27 protein-coding genes and 1 pseudogene are annotated in these 25762 nt (G+C 42.5%); 5 read left to right on the top strand and 23 right to left on the bottom strand.

Going from position 1 to position 25762, the window contains the following annotated elements; genetic code table 11:
- Positions 1 to 11 precede the first annotated feature (11 nt).
- From AC0YN6_RS02395 to AC0YN6_RS02345, 11 genes are all read right to left on the bottom strand, one after another.
- Complete coding sequence (locus AC0YN6_RS02395; RefSeq protein WP_475744841.1) at positions 12 to 743, bottom strand: ZIP family metal transporter; 732 nt, start codon at positions 741 to 743, stop codon at positions 12 to 14.
- Positions 744 to 850: 107 nt separating this feature from the next.
- Positions 851 to 1651: an inositol monophosphatase family protein gene (locus tag AC0YN6_RS02390; RefSeq protein WP_475744839.1), complete on the bottom strand. Its 801-nt coding sequence runs from the start codon at positions 1649 to 1651 to the stop codon at positions 851 to 853.
- Positions 1652 to 1692: 41 nt separating this feature from the next.
- On the bottom strand, positions 1693 to 2064 hold the full coding sequence (locus AC0YN6_RS02385; RefSeq protein ID WP_475744837.1) for a glyoxalase superfamily protein: 372 nt from the start codon (positions 2062 to 2064) through the stop codon (positions 1693 to 1695).
- Between the two features lie 145 nt (positions 2065 to 2209).
- Positions 2210 to 3169 (bottom strand): iron-hydroxamate ABC transporter substrate-binding protein, encoded by a 960-nt coding sequence (locus AC0YN6_RS02380; protein ID WP_475744836.1) that lies wholly within the window; start codon positions 3167 to 3169, stop codon positions 2210 to 2212.
- Between the two features lie 219 nt (positions 3170 to 3388).
- Positions 3389 to 3784 (bottom strand): GNAT family N-acetyltransferase, encoded by a 396-nt coding sequence (locus tag AC0YN6_RS02375; protein WP_475744834.1) that lies wholly within the window; start codon positions 3782 to 3784, stop codon positions 3389 to 3391.
- A 30-nt stretch (positions 3785 to 3814) separates the two neighbouring features.
- Positions 3815 to 4333 carry a hypothetical protein gene (locus tag AC0YN6_RS02370; protein ID WP_475744832.1) on the bottom strand — a complete coding sequence of 173 codons (519 nt, stop codon included), beginning with the start codon at positions 4331 to 4333 and terminating at the stop codon, positions 3815 to 3817.
- Between the two features lie 177 nt (positions 4334 to 4510).
- Positions 4511 to 4936 (bottom strand): hypothetical protein, encoded by a 426-nt coding sequence (locus tag AC0YN6_RS02365; RefSeq protein ID WP_475744830.1) that lies wholly within the window; start codon positions 4934 to 4936, stop codon positions 4511 to 4513.
- Between the two features lie 27 nt (positions 4937 to 4963).
- Entirely contained in the window at positions 4964 to 5713 is a 750-nt protein-coding gene (hisA, locus tag AC0YN6_RS02360; protein WP_475744829.1) for a phosphoribosylformimino-5-aminoimidazole carboxamide ribotide isomerase, read from the bottom strand.
- A gap of 29 nt (positions 5714 to 5742) precedes the next feature.
- Positions 5743 to 6420 carry an HAD family hydrolase gene (locus tag AC0YN6_RS02355; protein ID WP_475744827.1) on the bottom strand — a complete coding sequence of 226 codons (678 nt, stop codon included), beginning with the start codon at positions 6418 to 6420 and terminating at the stop codon, positions 5743 to 5745.
- 28 nt (positions 6421 to 6448) lie between these two features.
- Positions 6449 to 7012 carry an NUDIX hydrolase gene (locus tag AC0YN6_RS02350; RefSeq protein ID WP_475744825.1) on the bottom strand — a complete coding sequence of 188 codons (564 nt, stop codon included), beginning with the start codon at positions 7010 to 7012 and terminating at the stop codon, positions 6449 to 6451.
- Positions 7013 to 7159: 147 nt separating this feature from the next.
- Positions 7160 to 8359 (bottom strand): oxalate decarboxylase family bicupin, encoded by a 1200-nt coding sequence (locus tag AC0YN6_RS02345; protein WP_475744824.1) that lies wholly within the window; start codon positions 8357 to 8359, stop codon positions 7160 to 7162.
- A 125-nt stretch (positions 8360 to 8484) separates the two neighbouring features.
- On the opposite strand from AC0YN6_RS02345, the gene nagZ reads away from it, so the two are divergent.
- Positions 8485 to 9750, top strand: a complete 1266-nt coding sequence (nagZ, locus tag AC0YN6_RS02340) for a beta-N-acetylhexosaminidase (protein WP_475744822.1) — start codon at positions 8485 to 8487, stop codon at positions 9748 to 9750.
- Positions 9751 to 9814: 64 nt separating this feature from the next.
- Here the strand turns inward: nagZ and fabI are convergent, their stop codons facing one another.
- The 4 genes from fabI to AC0YN6_RS02320 form a co-directional block, all read right to left on the bottom strand.
- Complete coding sequence (gene fabI, locus AC0YN6_RS02335; RefSeq protein WP_475744821.1) at positions 9815 to 10591, bottom strand: enoyl-ACP reductase FabI; 777 nt, start codon at positions 10589 to 10591, stop codon at positions 9815 to 9817.
- A 149-nt stretch (positions 10592 to 10740) separates the two neighbouring features.
- The gene (locus AC0YN6_RS02330; protein WP_475744819.1) at positions 10741 to 11457 is read right to left on the bottom strand and encodes a class I SAM-dependent methyltransferase; all 717 of its coding nucleotides are present in this window, start codon (positions 11455 to 11457) and stop codon (positions 10741 to 10743) included.
- Positions 11458 to 11460: 3 nt separating this feature from the next.
- Entirely contained in the window at positions 11461 to 12006 is a 546-nt protein-coding gene (locus AC0YN6_RS02325; protein WP_475744817.1) for a hypothetical protein, read from the bottom strand.
- Positions 12007 to 12080: 74 nt separating this feature from the next.
- A complete protein-coding gene (locus AC0YN6_RS02320; RefSeq protein WP_475744816.1) occupies positions 12081 to 12977 on the bottom strand; it encodes an AraC family transcriptional regulator in 897 nt (298 codons plus the stop codon).
- 133 nt (positions 12978 to 13110) lie between these two features.
- On the opposite strand from AC0YN6_RS02320, the gene AC0YN6_RS02315 reads away from it, so the two are divergent.
- Positions 13111 to 13947: a phytanoyl-CoA dioxygenase family protein gene (locus AC0YN6_RS02315; RefSeq protein ID WP_475744814.1), complete on the top strand. Its 837-nt coding sequence runs from the start codon at positions 13111 to 13113 to the stop codon at positions 13945 to 13947.
- Between the two features lie 88 nt (positions 13948 to 14035).
- Here AC0YN6_RS02315 and AC0YN6_RS02310 read toward each other — a convergent pair whose 3' ends face one another.
- The 4 genes from AC0YN6_RS02310 to AC0YN6_RS02295 all read right to left on the bottom strand — a co-directional run bounded on the left by AC0YN6_RS02310 (position 14036) and on the right by AC0YN6_RS02295 (position 19636).
- Positions 14036 to 15856, bottom strand: coding sequence for an ABC transporter ATP-binding protein (locus AC0YN6_RS02310; RefSeq protein WP_475744813.1), 1821 nt, complete (start codon positions 15854 to 15856; stop codon positions 14036 to 14038).
- A gap of 310 nt (positions 15857 to 16166) precedes the next feature.
- On the bottom strand, positions 16167 to 17228 hold the full coding sequence (add, locus tag AC0YN6_RS02305) for an adenosine deaminase (protein ID WP_475744811.1): 1062 nt from the start codon (positions 17226 to 17228) through the stop codon (positions 16167 to 16169).
- A gap of 33 nt (positions 17229 to 17261) precedes the next feature.
- Positions 17262 to 18215, bottom strand: a complete 954-nt coding sequence (locus AC0YN6_RS02300; RefSeq protein ID WP_475744810.1) for a serine hydrolase domain-containing protein — start codon at positions 18213 to 18215, stop codon at positions 17262 to 17264.
- 17 nt (positions 18216 to 18232) lie between these two features.
- A complete protein-coding gene (locus AC0YN6_RS02295) occupies positions 18233 to 19636 on the bottom strand; it encodes an MDR family MFS transporter (protein WP_475744808.1) in 1404 nt (467 codons plus the stop codon).
- Positions 19637 to 20185: 549 nt separating this feature from the next.
- Here AC0YN6_RS02295 and AC0YN6_RS02290 point away from each other — a divergent pair.
- The gene (locus tag AC0YN6_RS02290) at positions 20186 to 20815 is read left to right on the top strand and encodes a DedA family protein (RefSeq protein ID WP_475744806.1); all 630 of its coding nucleotides are present in this window, start codon (positions 20186 to 20188) and stop codon (positions 20813 to 20815) included.
- Positions 20816 to 21053: 238 nt separating this feature from the next.
- Positions 21054 to 22490 (top strand): SulP family inorganic anion transporter, encoded by a 1437-nt coding sequence (locus tag AC0YN6_RS02285; protein WP_475744804.1) that lies wholly within the window; start codon positions 21054 to 21056, stop codon positions 22488 to 22490.
- Between the two features lie 77 nt (positions 22491 to 22567).
- Here AC0YN6_RS02285 and AC0YN6_RS02280 read toward each other — a convergent pair whose 3' ends face one another.
- Together AC0YN6_RS02280 and AC0YN6_RS02275 are read right to left on the bottom strand one after the other, a co-directional pair.
- Positions 22568 to 22861 (bottom strand): hypothetical protein, encoded by a 294-nt coding sequence (locus AC0YN6_RS02280; protein WP_475744803.1) that lies wholly within the window; start codon positions 22859 to 22861, stop codon positions 22568 to 22570.
- Between the two features lie 26 nt (positions 22862 to 22887).
- Positions 22888 to 23328 (bottom strand): DUF6376 family protein, encoded by a 441-nt coding sequence (locus tag AC0YN6_RS02275; protein ID WP_475744801.1) that lies wholly within the window; start codon positions 23326 to 23328, stop codon positions 22888 to 22890.
- A 122-nt stretch (positions 23329 to 23450) separates the two neighbouring features.
- Between AC0YN6_RS02275 and AC0YN6_RS02270 the strand changes: the two genes are divergently transcribed.
- Complete coding sequence (locus AC0YN6_RS02270) at positions 23451 to 24863, top strand: hypothetical protein (protein ID WP_475744800.1); 1413 nt, start codon at positions 23451 to 23453, stop codon at positions 24861 to 24863.
- Here the strand turns inward: AC0YN6_RS02270 and AC0YN6_RS02265 are convergent.
- Positions 24838 to 25428 carry a hypothetical protein gene (locus tag AC0YN6_RS02265; RefSeq protein ID WP_475744798.1) on the bottom strand — a complete coding sequence of 197 codons (591 nt, stop codon included), beginning with the start codon at positions 25426 to 25428 and terminating at the stop codon, positions 24838 to 24840. The genes AC0YN6_RS02270 and AC0YN6_RS02265 overlap by 26 nt on opposite strands.
- Before the next feature lie 103 nt (positions 25429 to 25531).
- A pseudogene (locus AC0YN6_RS02260) lies at positions 25532 to 25651 on the bottom strand (IS3 family transposase); the annotation flags it as partial.
- Positions 25652 to 25762 lie beyond the last annotated feature (111 nt).

Below are 25762 nucleotides of genomic sequence, written 5' to 3'. Positions count from 1 at the left end.
ATTTATAAAGATTATCCAAAGAAGTGACTAATATAAATCATTACCAACAACCCAATAATAAAGGAATAGGTAGCTGATCGCTCAAAGCCATGTCCATGCGATTCAGGAATAAGCTCCTTGTAGACAATGAACAACATCGCGCCTGAGGCAAACGCAAGTCCATAACCAATAATACCTTCCACGTAACTTGCCGCGAAATAGCCTGCAATCGCAGATACGACTTCCATGAGTCCAGTCAGTGTAACGATGAGCATAAGCTTAATTTTGCTTACCTTTGAATGCATGAGGAATATAGCCAGAACAAGCCCTTCAGGCATGTTCTGAGCACCAATTGCAATGGCCACCATCGGGCCAAGCCCAGCATTCGTACTTGCATAACTAAAGCCTGTGCTTAAGCCTTCCGGGATATTATGAAGGATTAATGCAAATATAACGAGCAACGACTTGTTGTCGAAGGAAGATATCCCTCTCTTTTGCTCAATATCAATATGGGGGAGATTCTTTTCTATTAGGTCAAGCGTGATGACGCCAATAAGCAGTCCAAGTGTCAACGGGATTAATCCAGATTCCTTAAGCGCTTGCGGTAATAGACCAAAGGTTGATGCAGATACCATTATGCCAGCGGTAAAAGCAATAAGTACGTCCTTCCATTTCTCGGAAAGACTTTTAACAAAGAGCAGCGGAACCGCGCCCAGCACGGTAGCCATTGCCGAGATAAAGCTTCCTATGAGTGCTTCTACCATGATGTCTCTCCTTAACAGGCCGATCAATGTCTTAAACCTTTTTTCCTTAATTTGTTCAAATAAGGATCATTCCATCCTTGTTATGAATAACGTGATCATTCAAAATACTAAGCCAATCCTTCTTTCACAAGGTTAATAAAATAAGACTGATGTTCAGGGCGGCAAGCAATTAAATAGGGCTGCTCATTCATGCCTGTAAATGGATTTCCTTCATAATCAATGATAACACCGCCCGCTTCCTTTACCATCAGAATGCCAGAATACAAATCCTCACCTTCAGAGTTGTAGACAATGATTGCATCCATATCTCCTCTTGCAAGCATCGTCCATTGTAGAGTTGGTGCCCATAAGCGCATCATGCGCTTCGTATTAACGTCTATGTAATGTCTGAGTTTAACGGCACGCGGTTCATTTTGCACAGCATGTCCTTGTATCCAGCCAACTCTCGCTTTAGTAAACGCTTTAGCCTCTTCTATGTGCAATAGCTTAGTGTTACACAGACTGCCTTCTCCTGAGCTTGCGACGTACATACGATCCGTCATCGGCTCATAAATAACAGCTAATACTGGATTGCGATGATACGCCAGCGTAATCGAAATGCCAAACAATGGCAGCCCAACAGCAAAATTATTCGTCCCATCTAGCGGATCGACTAACCACATCCACTCGCTTATCTGGTCATTTTCCCCGAACTCCTCTGATCGAATCTTGTGGTCAGGGAACACTTGCCGAATTTTATTCAAAATAATATTCTCTGCCAAATGATCGACTTCCGTTACGATATCACCATGATCACCTTTCTCTTCATAGTGATCTAATGTCCCGAACCTTTCCCGAGTAAGTCGACCCGCTTCATAAGCTGCAGCAATTGCTAATTCTCTCGCTATATTTAAAATCATGTAATCCATAAAACTGACCTCCTTTACTAACGATCGTGCAGCACACGATGCTAATTATCTTCCGTCTTCTGAGTATAGAAATGAAGCCGATTGCCGAACGGATCGGTAATGCTCACTTCATTCCATTCCTTACAAAAGCCTGGTCTTGCAAACTTATATGTTTTACTTAATAAATGCTCCTGCAGCGCTTTGGCATTATCTACTTCGATACGAATGGCAGAACCAGGCGAACAATCGCCATAGTGCTCCGATAGATGGATAACGCAGTCGCCATTCGATATTTGCATATAAAGAGGCATGTCTGGCTCAAAACGATGCTCCCAATCACATTTAAATTCCAAAAAATCAAAATAAAAATCTCGTGCCTTTGCTTCATCAAATATTCGAAGAATCGGAATTATTGGCTTCATATGAAAAGTCATCAGTTAACACATCCTTGTCCAGTATCGTATCTTCCACGATTATACATGGATTCTGAATGGTACGGAAGTCTAGGCATAGGAAAAAGGACCGTACCTTATGCTTTAATCGCATGTTGGTACAGCCCTCTGTTTATCTTCGTCAATCTTATTTCACAATGCTTTCCAATACATCATCAATAACTTGCGAGTAAGCAATCGTACCCGCATACAACCAGCTTGATGTACCAGAGTATTCATAAATATTGCCGTTTTTCACAGCAGGTATATTTTTCCAAATCGGATCGCTTAATGCTTTAGAATCCGTTTCTGTTCCGCTGTTAACGAGGAACAAGTGATCGGCGTCTAGCTCAGCTAATTTTTCAAGTGAGATCGGATTCCAGTTGCCAGTCCCTGATGCAGAAATTTCTTTTACAACCGCTGGAACTGCCAATCCTAGTTGATTATAAAGAAGATCACCGCTTGAAAGTTTTTCACTTACGACATAAAAGGAACCTGCTACAAACCAAAGGGCTGCTGCCGATTCACCAGCTGCTGCATTTTGTAATTTTTCTTTAGCTTCTTTCGCTTTAGCATCATAATTATCTAATGCTTTTTGAGCTTCTTCACTCTTTCCTACAACTTCACCGATTTTCAACAAAGTAACACGCCAATCAGCAATCATTGTATCTCCAATGGTAAAGGTTGGAGCAATTTTCGAGTATTGCGCGAACTTATCACCTTCAATACTCGAATCATTTGCCATAATAATTAGATCTGGTTCAAAGCTTGTTACCGCTTCGAATGGAAGATCATACGATATTGTAGGCACATCAGCAAGTGCTTCATGCAAGTAATCTTGTATGCCATTTGGAACGGACCATTGCGCTACTGGTTTAATACCTAAGGCTACCAAGTGATCTTCTAGGTATGATGCAATGATACGCTCTGGATTAGCAGGTATAGTTACTTCGTGGCCTAGTCCATCGGTTAGTTTTCTTTCTGCTCCGGCTTCTGAAGGTGCAGGTTCATTATTAGCAGTATTGTTTCCGCCGCATGCTGCTAACGATAGAGTCATTACGGTCAAACTCATAAGTAGTAGAATGAATCTCTTGTTGCGATTAATCACTATTGTTCCCCCTGTAGGATGGTAAATTGGCATGAAGCGAATATGACGCTCACTTCACGATTTAATTTATGATAACAATTATCATTATCAAAAGTCAACTTGCAGCTGATAGATCGGATAGAGGAACACTAAATCATCATTCGCAAGCGGTGTATCGCTTTGTCCTCTCCCGCGGAAAGAGAGGACAATTGCTCTTCGTGGCAGCTGTTCATGATGCCTTTATTTTTCTCTAGCGATGACATAACCTCTATCCGTTTGTGTAAAGCCGATTCGAGGATAATATTGTACTGCTGTTGGGGCAGATAGCAAGACGAGTGAAACCTCCGAACCAAGCGTTTGTCTTAATCGTTCTACCAGCTCCTTGCCAATTCCTAACCTTTGGTAATCATGATCGACAGCTAAATCAGAAAGGTAGCAGCAATACGAATAGTCTGTTATCGCACGAGCTACTCCGATTAATTTATTATCGTCCCAAGCACTAATGATAATATCTGCATGATCAATCATTTTTTGTAGACGCTTTAAATCGTGATACGGTCTTTTGATTCCCGAATTTAAAAATACTTGTGATAGGTCTAGCGCTGACAAATCTTTATTATTTTGATAGTGAATCATTATGGCAGCAACTCCTTCTATTCTCGCTTGTTACTTACTCTGTTCAAGAAAATGTTCTTTGTGATTTCTTATATGCTGATTCATACGCTGAATACTTTGTTTAGCTAGTGGCTGATAACGTTCATATAAAGCAGTTACCTTCACTAGCAGCTCCTCATCCTGTTCAATATCAGAAGCTAGCGCTTGCCGCCAAGATCCATCTGCCTGTTTGTTATACGCTTCTATGAGCTTTTCGATCTCTTTGCACGTTAGTAATAGTTGTTCCTCTTCAAAAAACTGAAGTCCTTTAGTAAGTGTTGGCCAGCCCTTTAGCTCACTTATAAAATAGGACGCGAACCAATAAAATTCAGCTATTGTATTAGTATGATTATGAAATGCAAAAAAGATATATAACGCCTGTTGTCCTTCATTTAATTGAATATATGCCTCTGCTTTAACAGACGCCGCTCTCCCTCGGACCCCTTCCAAAATCGGCTTTACGCACAACCATGCCAACTGTTCACTGTCTAAATCCCGTTGATCTAACAGTACTGTCTTCATCTGCTCCATAGTCGCCTCCTTTATTTCCATGATTATATAACTTAAAGAGATTGTGGGGTAGATGGTTTTTTCACAAAACGATACCCTGTCACCTCGTTTCATTCTCATTTTGATCATAAAAAAAACAACAAACAAGCCATTTGCAAAAAATGGCTTGTTTGTTGTTCTATAAAACTACTTATTAATTTAATTTTCCATCGCATGATTAGCAATTGCATTCATAATACCATCGAACAACGCTTCACGCTCCCAAATCACTTTAAAGCCTTTCATTAACTCATTGCCCAGCACCTGATCCAAAGGCATCTGAAGCCATTCTGTATCAGCAACGCCAAAATCCGCCTCGAGCCCGCTTCCATACTCGATTTTCAGGGAGCTAAACAAGCGCCATTCCTCATTCGTTGCTTGCTCAATTGCATCATGCTGAAATTGATGGAGAATGGCTTCTATTGTTTTCTGCTTCTTATCCGAAACGATGAGGAAGCTCAAGTTCGTATCCTCCTCATTCTCATCATCTGCGCATGGCCCCACCAATGCGATGCCATCTATATAGGATTGCGCACCAGCCCATTTTACAAAATCGTACATGAGCTTATAATGATCTGGTCTCATTTTCTACCTTCCTCCAATAAGATCAATCTATGCTCGATTACTGTAAGCAACCACTTCTTCATACGACAATTGTCCGCCAAAAATATCAAGCGCGCTTCCTATCGTAATATCCAGCTTACCGTTTGAAAGCTTATTAAATTGATCCATATCGGCAATTGATCTTGCCCCGCCGGCATAAGTCGTTGGTATACTTACCCAATCCGCTAATGAGCTAACGAGACTTTGCTGAATGCCGCTTTGTTTGCCTTCTACATCGACTGCATGTACAAGAAACTCGTTGCAATATTGCTCAAGGTAAGCGATGTTTTGTTGGTTCACTGCGAATTCACTGAATTGTTTCCATTGATTCGTTACGACAAACCATTGACCATCCTTCTCCTTGCAGCTAAGATCGATCACTAATCGGTCTTTACCGACTTCAGCGACGATTTTGGCAAGATGATCTTCATTGAGCTGACCATCTTTGAAAATGTACGATGTTACAATAATATGCGATGCACCCTTCTCCAAATAATAAGCTGCATTATCTGCAGTAATCCCCCCGCCAATTTGCAATCCACCAGGATATTGCGCCAGAGCACGAACGGCTGCTGCTTCATTACCGCTGCCAAGCATAATGACGTGACCGCCCGTTAACGCATCCTTCTTAAATAGCTCAGCATAATAAGCAGAATCTTGTTTGGATACAAAGTTTTCTATAATCTCGGTGTTCAGTGTTTCACCAACAATTTGTTTCACTTTACCATCATGCAAATCAATACAAGGTCTGAATTTCAATTTTACTCCTCAATTCTGTAGATTCTAGTTTAAATGAAAAGCTGTGGCTTGCGTTCTATCGTTTCAATAACCTTCGCTAAGCTTCTATCAGCCATAGACGAGATAAGTAAATCATAATCAATGAAAGCAAAATCCTTCGTTAGCTCGTTAGGAACAATGACTGTATGCAAACCAGCTGCTTTAGCTGCTAAATATCCATTTAGCGAATCCTCGAATGAAATCGCTTCTGTTGCTTCAACGCCAAGCTTTTGTATGGATAGCAAATACAAGTCCGGCTCTGGCTTAACCTTTTCTACTTCATCCGCCGTACTAAAGCTGTCAAAATAATCGGCTAATTGATGCTTAACCAAATACGGCTCAATCCATGCAAGCATCGAACTGGATGCCAGACCGATTTTGAGACCTAGTTGCTTCGCATCCTCTAAATAGTCGATGACACCTGGACGAATCACTGCTGACTTAAGACGCTCAGTGTATAATAGATTAAATTTAGATTTTACAACCTGTAAGTCAATAGGCTCTGCAACACATTCAGCAATATAGGTATATGGATTAAAATGATCCAAGGATGTCCCTACACATTTGGCATACAGCTCTACGGGCAGATCTAACCCATACTCCTCATAAACCTGACGAAAAGCATAATAGGAAGGTGTTTCTGTATCAATAATAAGACCGTCAAAATCAAAGACCAGCGCTTTAATCAATCGACTCATCCTCTCTACATTTAATCCCTTATCTAAACGCTTCTTGTTTTGTCACACACTTCTGCAAATATTGCTCTCGTTCAAAATCATCCCATTCGATGCTTGATGCTATTTTGTTATGATTTAATTCTATTAAATTCCCGTGTTTATACCTGCAATTATGGTCATAGCAATTGTCATCCTTCAGCATCATAGGGAGCACTAAAGGAATATTCGATACGATACCGACATTGTCCTTGTCCATAATCCAATCGATTTTTTTCCAATCCAAAATTCCCTCATCTGTTTTCTTCGGCGTGGCATAATTGAAGTTACTTGGAACTTCAGCGATATAAGCATACATACCGCCAAAATTAAAATCATCACCTTTCCACGTAATCAAACCTTTAAATTGCAAATCATATTGGCTAATCCCTGTTTCTTCTTCCATTTCTCTAATCATAGATTCTCGCGGTGATTCCTGCGGATCAAGCTTGCCGCCTATTCCATTCCAGCAGCCCATCCAACTGGATTTCTCTCGATTTAGTAATAAAATTTCATTCCCGCGTTTTATGAAGCAAATATTATATTTGAGCATGTTTTCGATCTCCATCGACGTTCTCCTCCAACTGATCCTATGATCATAGGTATACTTTAACACATTGCTGTTTTGGAAGAGAACAGATTAAATAAATAAAGAAGATTTCTCCTAAAGCCCAAAAGGACTTTTCGTGAAATCTTCTTTGTTTAGTGAGCTATTTTATTTGGGTTGATATGAAAAGCCTGGGTATTTGACGACGGGCTGCTTCTCTTTTCGAAGCGCATCAAGCAGCTCTGGCCCTACATTCAAATTCGTCTGAACTAGCTCATGCGGAGTTAATGCCATCCATTGGTTTAACGAGACATCCACAAAGCGATCGCTTTTGAACATCTCCAAAAACCAAAGTGAATCGCTGCCTGTATTTTGAATGTAATGTCCATAGGCAAAAGGTACATAACCGACGTCGCCCGCTCGGTAGTCAAATGTACGAGCAACCCCGTTTCCGGCAAATACAGTCATCCGCCCCTTACCTGCAATATAATATTGCCACTCATCATTGTTCGGATGCCAATGAAGCTCCCGCATTCCACCGGGTAATATCTCAACTAAGGCGGCAGCAATCGTTTTGGAGATTGGAAAGTTCGAGGAGTCCACAATCCGAACGTTACCGCCTGACGTTATAAGGGGAGGTTGAGCAAGTAAACGATGTTTAAAGCTGACAGGAATCTCCCCATTTGGCGATTGTACCTTTTGACTCTCGATGGAACCTGGCACCTTATCTTGATAAATATAAACCTGACCGGAAGGAATGTGCTGAAACGCACTTTCCGGAACACCAAAATTAGCAGACAGCACTTCCTTAGGTGTATGTGCAAACCAGTCTGAGATCGACAGTGTACTCAGATCGGAGAAGCTTCCATCATCAAAAACAAGCAGAAATTCACAACCTCCCTCCAGCCCCTGAATGGAGTGAGGGATACCTGCTGGAAAATACCAAAGATCTCCCTCGCCGACGTCAGCAATAAAATTACGTCCCGCTTGGTCAACGGAAGTAATTCGCGCATGACCCAGCAGCATATATGCCCATTCCGCTTGTTGATGCCAATGCATTTCGCGCACACCGCCAGCTGTAAGACTCATATTGACGCCAGCAAGTGTAGTTGCGATCGGCAAATCCCGAACTGTAATCTCGCGAGACCAGCCTCCTTGATTCAACTGCATATGAGTATCGGAGAAAGAAAACTTCAAATTCGGAAGCAGTCCCGAATCCGTTATTGGCGGAACGAGCATATTAGGATTTTCAATATCGCGCATAATATCACGAGGACCTTTGTCAACATTGCCCGCTCCATCACTTTGTCTTATGGGCTGTGGGACGTAACTGTAGCTTTTTGAATCACGAGACTGCTCTTCCATCATCGTCCTCCTTAACTTCGAATAGGTCAGGTAGCATTCCTAACCTATAAAGCTTATGATGGAAAAAATATGAGTATTCGATTAAATATGGGATTTCATTAAGTTGATCCACAACGAAGGAGGTAATTATGATAATCAGAAAAGCTATTACAATCGTTACACTTTTAATCCTTTGTTCAAGTTGCAGCACGAATAACACATCTAGAAATACAGTTCCTGCTCCTAGCCCAGCGATAAGTCCAAGCGTGCAGCCCTCGAATACGCCTGATGACAAGCCGACAGTCGAACCCGCTGAACAAGGTGATCCGCTCCGAGCACGAATAGCTAACATGACGCTGGATGAAAAAATAGGCCAAATGGTGATCGTCGGCATAGAAGGCACTGCTTTAAAGAAACCTGCCAAAGAGCTGATTGAAACTTACCATGTTGGCGGGTTTATTTTATATAAAGATAATATGAAAGATGCTTCACAAATTTTAACCTTACTTAATCAGCTGAAGGCACAAAATCAAGAAAACCAAACACCTCTTTGGCTAAGTCTTGATCAAGAAGGCGGTAAAGTGAATCGTATGCCCGCGGAATTCACCAAGCTTCCACCTGCAGCCGATGTTGGGAAAGCAGGCAATGCCGATTACACTTATCAAATTGGACAAGCGCTTGGGGTAGTAGTGAGTTCTCTAGGCTTTAATATGGATTTTGCACCTGTACTCGATATTAACAGCAATCCGAAAAATCCGGTTATCGGCAATCGCTCCTACGGCACAGACATAGCAGCAGTCACAAAACACGGCATTCAAACGATGAAAGCTCTTCAATCCAAGCAAGTTGCTGCGGTGGTCAAGCATTTTCCAGGCCATGGCGATACGTCAGTTGACTCTCATCTTGATTTGCCTGTCGTAAATAAATCATTAAATGAGCTTAAAGCATTCGAACTGCTTCCTTTCGTTGAAGCTATTGCACAAGAGGCGGATGCGATTATGATTGCACATTTATTGATCCCGAAAATCGATAAATCGTACCCAGCTTCCCTTTCAAAAACAGTAATCTCGGATTTGCTGCGTGAGGATCTTGGCTATGAGGGTGTCGTCATTACAGATGATATGACGATGGGCGGTATTACAGATCATTTTAAAGTTGGAGAAGCCGCAGTCACATCGGTACAAGCCGGAACCGATATTATCCTTATTGGACATGGCTATGATACACAAGTTTCTGTCCTCAAATCGTTGAAGAATGCCGCTCGCGATGGCGTCATTTCAAGGGAAAGTATAGATAACAGCGTACATCGTATTTTGCGATTAAAAGAAAAATATAAGCTTTCAGATGAAGCAATTCCATCCATTGATGTGAAAGCAGTCAATAATCAGATTAAAGCCGCCTTAAAGGCGAAATAGTGGATTCAACAAATTAAGGCTCAGACCTCTATATAAGATCTGAGCCTTTGTTTTAGCTTTAAAATTACAAAGCAAGAATATGATAACCTGCATCAACGTGGAGCACTTCGCCTGTAATACCTCTTGACAATTGGCTGAGTAAAAACATCGTAGCATCGCCAACCTCGTCTTGATCGATATTGCGGCGAAGAGGAGCCCGTTCTTCGATCGTGGACATAATGTCATTGAAGCCCGATACGCCTTTAGCGGCAAGCGTACGGATCGGCCCAGCAGACACCGCATTCACGCGAATACCGTATTTGCCCAGATCCTCAGCGAGATACATCACGCTAGCTTCAAGCGCTGCTTTCGCTACGCCCATCACATTATAGTTTTTCACTACACGTTCTGCGCCAATATACGTTTGAGTGACAATGCTTCCGCCCTCTGTCATAAGCTTCTTCGCTTCGCGGGCCACTGCTACCAAGGAGTACGAGCTTGAGTTTTGTGCTAGGAGATAACCGTCTCTGGTCGTATCCACATACTCCCCTTGCAGCTCGTCCTTCTCGGCAAAAGCAACCGAATGCACAACACCATGAATTACGCCTGTTTGCTGCTCTATCGCTTTGAAAGCCTCGACTACACTGTTATCATCGAGCACGTCACAAGTGACGGCCTGCAACGCTTCAATTTGATGCTGCTCCAGAAGTTTTTTAAGTTTTTCTAATGATCTTTCCTTCCGATAGGTGAAAATAAGCTTTGCCCCTTGATTGTGCAGCGACTTTGCCACTCCCCATGCAATGCTGCGTTCATTGGCTACACCCATAATTACGATTACTTTGTCATTCATTAAGTTAGACATGATGTTCCTCCTATTTGTTAAATCAAACTTTTCAATTAAGCGATTTACTCCACGTTCGCCTTGATCGAGCATTGTTCTATAGTAACGATTCGCTTTACGATATTCAACTTCTATTTCCGAATTAGTTACTTTTCGTCTCTGTTGACTCTTTAACAACTCTTCCGAACAACAAAAGTCAAACAATTGCTTTTCAATAAAATTTCCCGTTCGTTTCTAACGATCGTAAATTCAAGATTTTTGACATGTGTGTCCAGAACATCCCAGCCTGTATAAGCATTTCGCAGCAACTGCTCCATCGCTATTGTTTCCATATTGATCTCGATAAGAGGCTCTAAGCTTTCCCCACTTTCCTTATCGACCTCTTCTATGTTGGTGCCAATAATGATGCAATTAATGCCTAGTTCTTTCGTTCCAACATTCATTTGATTTAAGACGTCTTCCAGTACCTTTTCTGATTTCACATGTTCAAGCGAGGATACCGCAACAATAAAATCAAATTCATTAGTAGGAATGACATATTCACCAATATCGCAAGCAATTGGATGTAACAGCTCAAGTACTCTATATTGCTCACCATATAGCATAAGCTTATCTAACGCAGATTTTAATAAATCTACACAGACTACCTTTCCTTGATTATGTTGCTCCTGTATAACCTTCGCGATCGGAATACTGTTTCTTCCGACACCGCAGCCCAAATCGAGCACAGAGAGAGGAGCAGCTTGATGAAATAAAGCAAGGTTGTTCATAACAGTCAACACTGGCTTATGCAGCCATGAGCCTTCCTCAAACAATTTGTAATCGTCATAGCACGCTTCATGATATTTTTTCTCTTCATCTCTTATTCTGGCTACTCTCTCATTCATACCCTACTCTCCTTGATCCTCAGCGAGCAATTGCTTAATGGATTCAATATTTTGAGCTGCTCTATTATTCAAGGATTTTTTATCCTTTAAGTTTAATGATTGCAAATCATGACCTGGATCGATAATTAAAGGACTCGACATGACATCATCAAGTAGTTGCGCAGCTGATTTATAGGCTTTGTGAAGCAGCTCGATATCCGATTTATTTTTTACCAGCTTAATGATTTCAATGATATTCTCCGCATACATCAGCTTTACAATGCTATCTGAGGACATGACATGCCGATTAGCAAAGGAAATGACTTGGTCCAAAATCGTGCTAACAGGATAGTTTTTAGCAATCATCAGTAATCGAAGAACAGCGTCCCAATCTCTAATCGATAGCTCACTAACGTTATTAGCAATCATCGCCTCGTACCATCCAACTTCTGTTTCCTTGGATATATCGTAGGTTTTATACTCCTCTAATGTCCCATTGCGATGCATTTGAAAATAATTGCCGTAGTTGGCAGTGAATAATTCTTGCGCACGACTGAACGCCTCAACCATTTTATCTCCACCTTTAATCTAAACGTAAAAATGATATCCAATCAGTATAGCAACATAAGTATCATTATGAAACGTCATTCTTCCTTATTGAACTTGGATTTCCTCTTCAGCTCGCCCTGCATACGATACTGGGACGGTGTTAGACCGGTAAATTCTTTAAATTGATGACTGAAATAATGGATACTTTTGAAACCGAGCCTTATCGAAAGCGATTCCATTTTCTCGCCAAGTAGAAGAGCCTGCTTTGCTTTCTTGATCCGCTCTCTAATAATGAAATGTTTAGGCGTGAGACCAACCTCTTCTTTGAACAGCTTAGAGAAATGAATGGGATGATAGCCGCATAATGAGGCCAGCTCTGCTACCGACCAGTTATAGTCTGACTTCATCTGCATCGCTAACATTGCCGCATCTATTTTGCTATTCGCGTTGTTGTGGACACTCCCTTCGAGCAGATGCCGATAGATCTGAGTGATGGCCTGCATCATCAAGGCACGAAGTGCCATTGCATAACCGGGCTGCTCCCACTTATATTCCTTAACCATCCTTGTCCATGTCGCTTCCAACCCAGGAACATCAAATAATGTCGGCATAATAAGCTGCCCTGAAGCTCCACTGGCGAGAATGGGGTTATTAGATAAACCAATAGGCGGCCACTTGTCTGAATATCGTATTCCAAGTCCAGGATGAATGGGCTCGGGTGAAGACTGCTGCCAGTTAAAATGAATGCTGAAGAAGTCCGTCTTCTCGCTTACAGATAAATAGGTCTGACAATCCGGGCCATAGTAAACACATTCCCCAGCACGGATCGTATAGGATTGGTTATTTATGTACAACTCGGCACAGCCCGTCATCACGTGCATGATTTGATAGTCTGGAATAACTCTTATTCCCCAATTCTCGCCCGCTTCCGCCGTTTGCCTGACTGCAAAGTTGACCGTTGGCGCTAATTTCTCCAACTCGATGATAGACATATGGGCTCCTACTCTCCTTAATATAAGAAAAACACAAATGATTCATTGATTTAGGAAAATACAATTATCCACGATGTGATTATGATTAGTCTATGAACAAATCATAATCAAGCTTGAGAAGAGGTGCAAGACCATGTTGAATACTGCACAGTTAGCCGAGTTCGAGAAAAATGGTTTTTTGAAAGGCGATGTCATTTTAAACGACGCTGAGGTAGAGCGTTTACGTGAAGAGCTCGATTTGGTTATGGAGGGGAAAGCGGTCAAGAAACCGGTCCTGAACCATAATATGCGAAGTGATGAAGCTGACAATCTATATAAAGGAATGAAAATGAGCGTCAGTGAAAAGGTGATCCAAATCGTTAACATCTGGATGGCAAGCGATGCCTATTTGCAGCATGCCGGACATCCCGTTATTTGTGAAGAGATTGCCCAATTATGCAAAACCGATACCGTTCGTGTATGGCATGATCAGATTCAATATAAACCGCCTGTAACAGGCGGCCCTACGCCATGGCATCAAGATCATCCATTATGGCCCGTTATCCAGCCCGCTGATCTTGTCAGCGCTTGGGTTGCACTCGACGATGCTGTCATCGAGAATGGCTGCATGTGGATGGTTCCTGGCAGTCACAGGTGGGGAAATCAGCAGAAATATTTGGCAAGCACACCTGATTTCAAACCATATCATAAAAAACCTGAATTACTGCCGGAAGGTGCGGTAGTGGAAGCTCAGCCATTCGAAATTAAGAAAGGGCAGGTCGGTTACCATCACAGCCTCACTTGGCATGGAAGCCCCCACAATCGTTCTGATCTGAAACGCAGAGCAATCGCCGTTCATTATATGCCGGGTCATACGACTTATGCACCATCGAACAACCATCCTATGGTCCCTTATGTAACAGTCAATGAGGGTGATATTATGTCTGGTGAGCACTTCCCAGTCGTATACCTTGCATCCGCTTCCAAGTAGTTAATAGATCTAGTTTTGTTCTGAATAGAAAGGGGCTATCCCATCGTCATCTTTGATGACTTTTGGAATAGCCCCTTCTTGCGTCACACTATTGAGCCAAACCCGTCATTTCCTCCGGCTTCATCGCCTTTAATTGCTGTTCGTACAATTTACGATAAAGGCCGCCTTCGCGAAGCAGTGCACGATGGCTCCCTCGTTGTACAATTTTCCCATCATCGATGACCAGTATCTGGTTTGCACGTACTACAGTGGCTAGTCGGTGGGCGATAACGAACGTCGTCCTTCCTACCATAAGACGCTCCAACGCCTCAGTTACCATTGCTTCCGATTCAGAGTCCAGAGCAGATGTCGCTTCATCTAGAATCAGAATCTTCGGATCCTTTAGAATGGCTCTAGCAATAGCCAGCCTTTGCTTCTGTCCGCCTGATAACCGCATACCTCTTTCACCGATCACAGCTTCATAACCATCCTTAAACGCGATAATGAAATCATGGGCATTCGCCGCTTTTGCTGCGGCAATTACCTCCTCTTCAGTCGCATCGGGCCGACCATACACTAGATTATCTCTGATCGTACCGGAGAAGAGAATATTCTCCTGCAATACCAAAGCGATATGCTTACGCAGATCATCCAAGTTATAATCGCGCACATCGTTGCCGTCAATAAACACCGCACCCTCGACTGGTTCATAAAAGCGAGGAATTAAGTTGATCAATGTCGATTTACCGGCGCCGCTTGGTCCAACTAGCGCAATTACTTCGCCAGAACGTGCTTCAAATGTAATATCCTTAATTCCTTGTCTTTCTTCGATCGTTACTTCAGGAGGAAACGGATGTATATTCGTCGGCTTCCAGTAGAAGCGTTTTGATGCTTTTTCACGTTCGATGATGTCTGTGTCTTCTATACCTGCAGCCGTTTGCTGAGGAGTCACATTGCGTGTTTTATAGTTATACGAGACATCGACAAACACCACATGTCCTGTGCAAGTTGGCATAGGCAGCGCAGCATCCGTTTCCTTAATCGCTGGTTTCTCGTCAAGCATTTCAAATACTCGCTCGATATTCGTAATCGAGTTTTGAATCGTGACATTGACGTCAGCGAATCGTTGTATCGGCCCATAAAGATTACCGAGCAGCAATTGAAACGCAATGATTTCACCTGCTGTCATTTTACCGGCAAGCACTAAGGCACCCCCGCCAAGCCAAATAATGATAACTCCGATGTGTGCAAACGTCTCACTAAGCCTGCCAAGTATGTTCGAGAATAAATGGGCATACACCGTATGGCTGTAATGCTGCTTCGCCTGCTTGCCGAATCGAACCCGCTCCTGCCTCTCGCCATTGAAAGCCTGAACGATACGAATTCCTGCCATACGTTCTACAAGTGTTCCCGAAATTCGCTCCATTTGTCGATGAACTGATCGCCATGCAAGGCGGATATGCACATTCATATTCGTAAAGGACAAATAGTAGAAAGGCAATATGATGAGCGATAGTGACGCTAAGTAAACATTCATGCGAAATAATAGAAAACCTGCAAATAATACCATGAACAAATCGAGTACGAGATTGATGATGCCTCCGCCGATTAAGTTTTGAGCCCCGCCAATATCATGGATCACTCTAGAAGAAATCCCGCCCACCTGCCGCTGATCATAGAAACTAACCGGCATCTTTTGCAAATGATGATACAACTGTTCCCGTAAATCCTTCATCATACGATTGCCTAAAATGGCTGAGAAGTAATTTCTTAGAAAGCTGATAATGACACCAAATAATAAAATAAGAGCCATAATACTTACAATTTGATAAAGACTCCAATCCCCTTTACCAGCCAATACATCGTCAAGCAAAATCTGTGTATAAATCGGAGTAGACAGAGGTGCAACAAATTGAATCATCCCTAACAAAATGATAAGTCCTATCGACCACCAATAAGGTTTTGCCCATAGTAAATATCGTTTAACTGGACTAATGTGAATCCCTCCCGAACACACTTTTTATAACTTTTTCCATCTTAGTTCATGATGTAAGGGATTACAAAGTTCAACGTGCACAGGATTTAGTAGTAAATGGTTGGGATATCGAGTAATGGCTATCTGTCACCGATCAGAAGAAAGATTTTCAATAAATTCAAGGATTTAGGAACTAAAACAATAAAGGCTTCACGTCTATTTTAGACGTGAAGCCTTCTTACTTAAAAGTTGAATCAACAAGCTTCTAAATAAGAAGCCCCATTGCTAACCATTCTCTTTCTAGCTTTGCAATCAGTAAACTTTTCTCAGTTTCCTCCAAGAAAGCAGCCTTTGCGCCATTCATTGTGATTTTTGCGATATCATTTAATGTTAAACCGCAATGCTCAACCAATAGCTCGTATTCTTTCACGATCGTCGTATTGGAGACCGTCCTATTATCGGTGTTCACCGTAACCATGATACCGTCCTCCAAATAACGGCGTAATGGATACGACTCCCAATCCGAAACTGCTTTCGTCTGAATGTTGCTGAGCGGGCACATCTCCAGTGGAATTTGACGCTCTTTCACAAGTGCAACGACATCAGAGTCCTCCAGCATCCTTACACCATGACCGATTCGCACAGCCCCTAAGCCCATGATCGCTACACGAACGTTTTCCGCACCTGCCGCTTCACCCGCATGGATCGTAATCGGTAAGCCTAGCTGCTGAGCCTCCGCAAACAGCTGCAAAAATAAGTTAGCGGGAAAACCCGCCTCGTCACCAGCCAAATCAACGGCAACGACACCTTTTTTATAAAAACGCGCTGCCTCCTGGACAACGTCCTTATTCAATTCATAGGAATGATGTCTCATACAAATAATGATTGCTCTAGCAACGGTTCCGAATGCTTCCTCACCGCGTTTCAAGCCATCAAGCACATGCACAATAACATCATGATTGGATAAACCTTGCTCGCGATGCAGCTGTGGAGCAAAGCGCACCTCAATATAGCTTACGTTTTCAATAGCCGCTTGCTCAACAAGTTCGTATGCTACTCTCTCAATTGCTGCTCCTGTCTGCAAATACGGCAACACAAAGCTGAATTTGTCTAAATACTCCTTCAAGCTCTCACAGTTTTCTCCCACCTGCATATGTGAAAGCAGCTCCGACTCTGAATCCAGTGTCAAGCGGTTTCCTTGCTCCTTAGCCAGTTCTCTTAACGTAGCCGGCTTTATGCTCCCGTCTAGATGCACATGCAAATCGACCTTGGGCAGCTGTGACAATAACGTCCTCATTGCTGCCGATTGTTCATGTTTTAACGTCATCGCCAATTCCCCTTTCGGTATATTCATTCACTCTCAAACATTTAATGGCTTATCGGTTTCTAAACACGCTGGAATAATATGCTCAAAAATGAGCTTCCTAGACCAGATTGCATCATTCCGCTTCGTAACTTTTTTTCGAATAACGATAACCAGCTCATGCTGCGGTACGACCAACAAATATTGACCCCCATGGCCAAAAGCAAAATAACAATCACATTGTCCATTATGACTTTCGGGCGAATGCCACCAATGATAGCCGTACCCCCCGTAAATTGGCGGTTCATATTGCATCAGACCGCGATGATGCAGCTTCGTGGATTCTTCTACCCAGGCTGTAGATAACAATCGTTGATTATTATAATAACCATTTTGAGCGAACAAACTGCCTATTCTTGCAAGATCTCTCCCATACAAAGACAGCCCGGTCCCGCCTTCATTGACGCCGGCTCGTTCCATCCATTGTGCACTATGAAAGCCAAGTGGTCCGAATATATAATCTCTGGCGAACGAGAGCGCCGACATCCCCGTTGCATTAGTCAAAATCGCCGACAGTAGATGAGATCCACCTGAATTATAAGCAAATGCCGTCCCCGGCTCGGATATCAGCGGTTGATTAAATACAAATTGGATAGGATCCTTCGAAGCCTTTAACGCTTTATACGGCTTGTCAAAATCAGGCCAATCGAAACCAGGTGTCATTGTCAGCAGATGCTTAATCGAAATTTGGCTAAGCGCATCGTTGATTTCTGCTGGATGCTCCAAGTAATCGGTGATAGGCTGGTCTACACTTTCCAAAAATCGGTTTTCAATCGCGATACCGATCAATGCGGACAAAACGCTTTTGGTACAGGAATAGAGCGAACCCATTGAATCTTGTCCGCTCTCATACCATTCACCTAGTAGCGTTTCTCCCTTTAGAACGATGACCGACTTCATCTTCCACTCAGCAAGCTGCTCGTTATAAGCAGCCAAATTTATGTGGTTCATCAGCTTAATCAACCTTTCTAAGAAGCGTTTCTTTGCTGCTGATCAGCTTGCTTTAGTTTAGGCATGCCAATGGAAACAAACAAAACAAGTACCGACAAAAGAGCTACCCAAACAAATATTGTATGTAAGCTTCCCGCTAGTACGGTGGAGTCAATCAAATCCGCATGCCCTGTATGGAGCAGCAAACCAAAAATAGTAATCCCGATGGTCTGGCCAAGTGTACGAATGAAATTGTTGCTGGCGACCGCTGAACCACGAAGTTCCCAGCCAACAGCTGAGGATACAGCAACCGTTATTGAGGTTAGTGATAAACCGAACGAAAGACCTGCCAAAAATGTATAAATGATAAATAATGCAATTGAGGTTAAAGCTGTCATGAACGCGAAGCCTATGCTGCTAACTAATAAGAAGCATGCACCAGCAACGCTGATGTAACGCAATCCTTTTTTTGCTATCCAATTCCCAGCCAATATTGACCCAAGCGGCCATGCAATCGAGAGTGGTATCATAGCAAGACCCGAATACGTAGCAGGTTTACCGTAAACACCTTGAATCCATAATGGTAAATAGAATATAACGACGACATTGATTACACATAATAAAAAACTGCTTAAATTCGCCATACTTATAATCGGATTCCGAAATAACTGGAAGGGAATGATCGGTTCAGGAGAACGTCTTTCAATTCGAGCAAATATGATGAAAAATATTACGGCTATTCCGAATAAAAAGCCTATCGTCCATGATGAGCTAGTTCCACTCTCCGTATCACGAAGAAGAGTCATTGCGTACAGTAAGCTGAACATAGCGATTGTAAAGGTGATGATGCCAGGGTAGTCGATATGCCTTTTCTTCTTCTCCAACGTTTCTTTTAGCGATGTTGAAAGCAAATAAATAGCTACAATACCAAACGGAAGATTCATATAAAATATAGCCCGCCACGAAACATAATCGACGAGCAAGCCGCCAACTAACGGGCCGGATATACCTGCAATACCCCATATGCTCGACATCCAGCCTTGTACCTTAGCTCGCTTCTCGAACGAATATAGATCACCAATGATCGTATAAGGGATTGTCGTAAGCGCTCCTGCTCCTAGACCTTGAAGTGCACGAAAAACGATTAGCTGGTTCATCGTTTGAGCAATGCCAGAGAGCATGGAGCCTGCGAGGAAAATCAATGCGCCAATAATGAATATTTTCTTGCGACCGTAGAGATCAGATAATTTGCCATACACTGGAGTTGTGATGACGGTTGCAAGCAAATAAATCGAAATGATCCAACTGTAATGTTGAATACCTTGCAGCTCCCCTGTAATGCTCGGCATAGCCGTACTAACGATCGTCCCCTCAATTGCTGCAAGAAATGTGGCGACGAACAATGCAATGGTAACTTTTTTGCGAGTCTGTTCAGCGTTCATTGTTCATCCTTTCCGTGAATAGTCTTTACTATCTAACTCATTCACACGATCTTTCTATTATGATCGCTGTAAGCATGAAATATCAACGTATTTATTTGAAATTATGACGTTTTCGATAAACGAAAATCTCTCTTTTGCAAGCAAAGATTCGTACATACTCGCAATATGTATTGTGAACGGTCGGATTCAGCTGTCATCCAAAAATCACGTTCACCAAAAAGCTGGCACAATACCTTTTCAGCAGTTTTGCATGCAGCTTGTTCTTCTATAAGCATTGTGACGCATATTGTATAACATAGTGGTTCGTATCGTCGTAATGCCTCCACCTTTTGCTGGAAATCAAACATGAGATTAGCCGCCCCTTCATACACATAAAACCTACTCCTTATTGTAACTGTTTGTCAAAAGCAATTAGTTACGAAATGGTTAAATTTGAATCCTTTCCGGTAGTCGTGCGTATGACAAGTATCCATTCGCACTCAGATGTGTTAACATGTTTGAAGTGATTTATTTAAAATTCTATTTTTTGGAAAGTAAGGATGTTGAGAAATGTATGACTTATTATTGGAAATAATAGATTCCATTGGATATTATGCTTTATTTCTTCTCTTATGTCTCGGTTTAATTGGATTGCCCATCCCTAATGAAGCGGTCGTCATGACTGGCGGCGCCTTAGCGGAATCTGGTGTTCTATTGCCGATACCTGCTTTTATAATGACCTGTCTTGGTATATGCTCAGCCATGACATTCGGATATAGCATCGGGAGATTTGCGGGCAGCAAGCTATCCCACTGGTTTAGCAGCAAAAAAAACATTAGCAAGTTCGTAGCTAAGTCCGAGCAGCTCGGTGAGCAGTATGGCGGATATGCAATCTGTTTTAGCATATTCCTTCCCTTCTTAAGACATGCCACACCTTATGTAATGGGAATGAATCGCATGCCCTATAAGCGATTTGCCCTCTTCGCCTATCCATCTGCATTTGTATGGACACTCATCTACTTTATTATTGGATCATTCGTTGGGGATAAGGTACAGGATTTATCCAAAAATATCAATCAATATGGCAATTGGATTATTTATGCGCTTATTGTCGTAGTCTTTGCTTATCTTGCTTACAGGTATGTTAAAACAAAACAAAATAAGGAAGCCAAAAAAGAACAAATGGAACGTCCAATGTGACCAAATGCACCTCAATAACCATCGCATAATGCGATGGTTATTTTATTTTTCAGCATGCTGCCGAAAAACAAGATAACAGGAGTAATGACGTGATTTAAGTAAATGTAACCGCTTTATCGTAAGGTCAAAAAGAGATGTAATCTCGCTAACTGTTGTATAATAACGCTCAGTGTGTATCGGCTCCGACTTTTCTGAAAGTGGAAAGTCAACTTAGTTTTTAATAGGAGGTTTATTTGCTTTGCTTGCAATCATCAAAAAATCCTGGTTCTCGAATGTTCGAGCCGACATCTTGGCTGGCATTACAGTTGCACTAGCGCTTATTCCGGAATCCATCTCTTTTTCATTAATGGTGGGTGTTGGACCAATGGTCGGACTGTATGCGTCCTTCTGCATTGCAGTCATTATTTCCATCGTTGGCGGAAGACCCGGTATGATCTCAGCTGCAACTGGCGCGATGGCATTGCTGCTGGTCTCTCTAGTCAAAGACCACGGCGTCGAGTATTTATTCGCTGCTACTATTTTGGCAGGTGTCTTGCAATACATCATGGGTGTATTGAAGCTAGGACAGCTCATTCAATTTGTACCGCAATCCGTCATGCTCGGATTTGTTAATTCACTAGGGATTCTCGTCTTCACTGCTCAGCTTGTGCACTTTGTTGGAGCTACTTGGGTCATGTATGCACTCGTTGCACTAACATTAGTCATTATCTATACACTACCCAGATTCACAAAGGTCATTCCTTCACCGCTAGCCGCTATTATCATCGTATCCCTTATCGCTGTAGTGATAGGTGCTGATCTCAAGACGGTAGGCGATAGAGGATTAATTGAAAGCACGCTGCCCATGTTTCACATTCCAGAAACGTTATTCTCGCTCAAAACGCTGTGGATCATTTTGCCATATTCCTTCTCACTCGCCATTGTCGGAATTTTGGAGTCACTCTTAACTGCCTCAGTTTTGGATGAAATGACTGATACGACGAGCAACAAAAACAAAGAAGTACGCGGTCAAGGTATCGCAAACATCGTCACAGGCTTCTTCGGCGGTATGGCAGGCTGTGCATTGATCGGTCAATCCATTATTAACGTGAAGTCAGGTGGCCGCACTAGACTATCTACTTTAGTAGCAGGTTCTGTCCTTCTATTGCTCATCATGACCTTAAGTGATGTCGTAAATAAAATTCCGATGGCTGCATTAGTTGGTGTGATGATTATGGTGTCCATCAGTACATTCGATTGGAAATCTATTTTTCACATTCATAAGGTTCCGCGCTCCGATGCTCTAATCATGATCTTTACTGTCGTCATTGTATTTTTTACTCATGATTTATCTAAAGGTGTATTTGCCGGCGTTGTTCTCAGCGCTTTTGTGTTTGTTGCAAAAATGGCGAAAATTACTGTTTCAACTGAAATCAACCATTCGCAGACTCACACTTACAAAGTATCCGGTCAGTTGTTCTTCGGTACAACTAGCCGTTTCGTCTCACTTTTTGATTACACCAATGATCCTTCACATGTAACACTTGACTTCAGCAGCTCTCATGTATGGGATCAAACAGCCGTGACCTCTATTGCGAAAGTGAAAAGCAAATATGAACAGCTGGATAAGAAGGTATCCTTTATCGGTTTGAACGAAGAAAGTACATTAATTATTCGAAATTCAGGCTTAACTTAATCAAGTGGACATTAACGAAAAAAGCTCATGCATACACACCTAATACGTGTGATTGCATGAGCTTTTCTAATAAACTGTTATTCTTGCACTTCTTGATTCTCTTCCTTTACCAGCTTTTCCTTGGCTGTTTCAATGAAGAAATCAAATAACTCGTCGTCCTCTTCTAACATATCCTCTAGAGCAAGAAGTTCTTCCTCTTTGCCTGATTCATGAAGGAAGAACAATCCGTAGCCCCACTCTTTGCCTCTCTTGCTGTGAAGTGCTATTTCATACTCATTCTTATGACCTTCTACTCCGAAATGAATATTGCCTACATAACCGTCTTCCTTCGAGTAAGTCATCGTCGCTTGTATTACATTGATGTTAATCAATTCTGTTCTTCCCTTCTATTCGTACATTACGGTGCGAGCTGATTGATTTGATTTAATAGCTCGTTAATTTTGTTAATCGTATCTGGAATACCCGTTGATTCAAAAACAGCTCTGCCCTGCTCAATATTAGTAAGAGCTTGATCAATTCCCTGTTGCAACGTTGCATTATAATCCGCAATCGATTGATGAAGTTCTTTCGCGTAATCTGGAACCTGAAGCTCTCCATATTGGATGACCTGCTCCTTAAGTGCAAGCAGCCTCTCCTTTAAATCAGTCCTTTTATCCAAATCCGTCAACGCTTGCTCTGCGAGTGTATTCATATCTTGTCCGAAATCCGTCAACGTTTGAATATAACCCGTAGTCTCCGTTGCAAAATTTACCGTTTGACCTACTTCATCCATAATACCACAGCCAGCCGTCAGAAGCATTATTGAGAGTAATAATAACGAAACACTCCGCTTAATCATAAGCTACCTCCTTGTAATGATCATCATGGCACCGAGATGAACGCCTATCCGTGATCATGCATACATTGTTATACGATATTAGCTCCCGCTGGTTTCGTGTATGTCACAAGGAGATGATCGAGATGGATATTCATTTATCGGCGCTTCACTGGGTTTATTTGTCATTCGTTATTGCCATTATTGGATTTATGCTGATGCGCCGCGATACTACGCTGATCTGTATTGCGGGAATTTTAGGCATCGGCATACTTGCAACTACATCGGCGAGCGGTTCTGTAAGCGGTATATTCAACAGCTTTATTTACGCAATAAAAGAATTGATAGGAACGATTCTAATTATATCCATCATCGTCGCTATGAGTCGGGTATTGATTCGAACCGGTATAAACGAAATTATGATATCTCCGTTTACTCGCTTTCTAAGAACGCCAGCACTTGCATTTTGGGGAATAGGCTTAATTATGATGGTAACCTCATTCTTTTTCTGGCCTTCACCAGCGGTTGCCCTCATCGGAGCGGTCTTGCTGCCAGTGGCACTTCGTGTCGGCTTGCCAGCGCTCGGAGCAGCCGTAGCCATGAACCTATTTGGGCATGGCATCGCGTTGTCAGGTGATTATATCATTCAAGGTGCTCCCAAGCTCACAGCAGATGCAGCTGGAATTCCTGTCAGCGAGGTTATGCAAGCAAGCATTCCGCTTGTCATCGTCATGGGTGCAGTCACGACAGTTGTTGCTTTCTGGATGATGCGCCGCGATCAGAAATTAGGAACCTGGCGTAATGGTCTGGTCCTCTCCGCTAAAGATTATGTACCCTCATCTTATGCTGAAGCGGCTTCTGATCGTAATGCACTTTCACTTGGTACAAAGCGCTGGCTTGCAGCTATTATTCCTTTGTTATTCGCTCTGGATGTTGCTGCTATGTTCATGCTGGATCTTCAAGGCGGCGATGCGACTGCACTTATAGGCGGAACCGCTATTCTCATCATGCTATTGATCACAATGCTGACGCACAGAGGCAAAGGCTTCGAGAAGACGACCAGCTATCTTATTGAAGGTTTCTTATTCGGCTTTAAAGTATTCGGCCCAGTTATACCGATAGCAGCATTTTTCTATCTGGGCGATTCTGGTTTTCTAGCTATGTTTGGTGAGAAGCTGCCTGAAGCTTCTCACGGTATCGTTAATGATTTAGGTATTGCACTCGCACATGTTGTTCCCGTGAATGGTGTGGTCGGTTCGATTACGTTATCGGTAGTAGGTGCGGTTACCGGGCTTGACGGGTCCGGCTTCTCCGGCATATCACTGGCAGGTTCCATCGCTCAGCTATTTGGCCATGCGATTGGCTCAGGCATCGCTACTTTAACTGCCCTTGGTCAGGTTGCTGCCATATGGGTTGGCGGCGGCACAATCATACCATGGGCGCTTATTCCTGCAGCTGCTATTTGCGGTGTTGACCCTTTCGAGCTCGCTCGTCGTAATTTAAAACCCGTACTCATTGGTCTCGTTGTAACCACTATCGTTGCAATGTTCTTGATCTAGAAAATTTTCGTTTTCGGTAAATAAAGAATACAAGCGCAATTGCAGCAATTGCCCCAAATGCAATATACCAAATTAGCGAAAACGAGCCCTCAGCTTGCTTATCCGAACTGCTAGGCTGCGGCGGCAAGGAGCCCGCACCTAGCAGCTCGATATGTTCATTTGCATCGTCATGCAGCACCGCTCCACTACAGGTTGTTATTAGTGATTTACCTGTTGCTGCTGCATAAACTACGTATCGCTCACCTTCTTTAAATGGATAGCCGCAGCCCGACTCACTATCAGTCGTTTCTACTTCAATTGTTGGAGCAACATGTCCTTTCCACACTTGATCTACTTGGAAGCTTGCTTTCACTGCTTTCTCGGAAGAACGAAATAATGTTAATGAAGAAGCTTTCACGGAGGTTACTGTACCTTCAAACACCGCATCACTCTTATTTATTTTTTCTTGAACAGTTCCAGCGTTTGCACATTTGCACGCCTTTACACTTGTAGGGAAAGATAGTAAGTTAAATGCCAATAAAACGAAAACTAGTCCTAAACCCACCCACTGCTTTTTAATAAACATGATCTCTCTCCTAACCGTCTCTCTATATTAGGCTTTTTGCCCTTTAAGATAAGACGTAACTAACTGGAAAAATGTTGCAATAATAGAAACCTAAAAAACTGTCTCAACCGCAGCGGAACTGACCTTGAATACGAATGTTGTTATAATAATCTATGTAGTCTGTGACCGTCTGTTCAACGATTGCCGTCGTTGTGCAGGTCAATCGGTCGAGATAGAACGTTTCGCACTTAAGGGTATCGCAATTCGATTGCCTTTATTTTCACCACTACTGGGTAACTGACCCTTGTACAACACGTAAAAAACACCTCCAAGTGTACAAGTATTTTATAACACT

The organism is Paenibacillus sp. J22P15, assembly GCF_056269345.1.
This window is presented reverse-complemented; position numbering and strand designations above follow the sequence as displayed.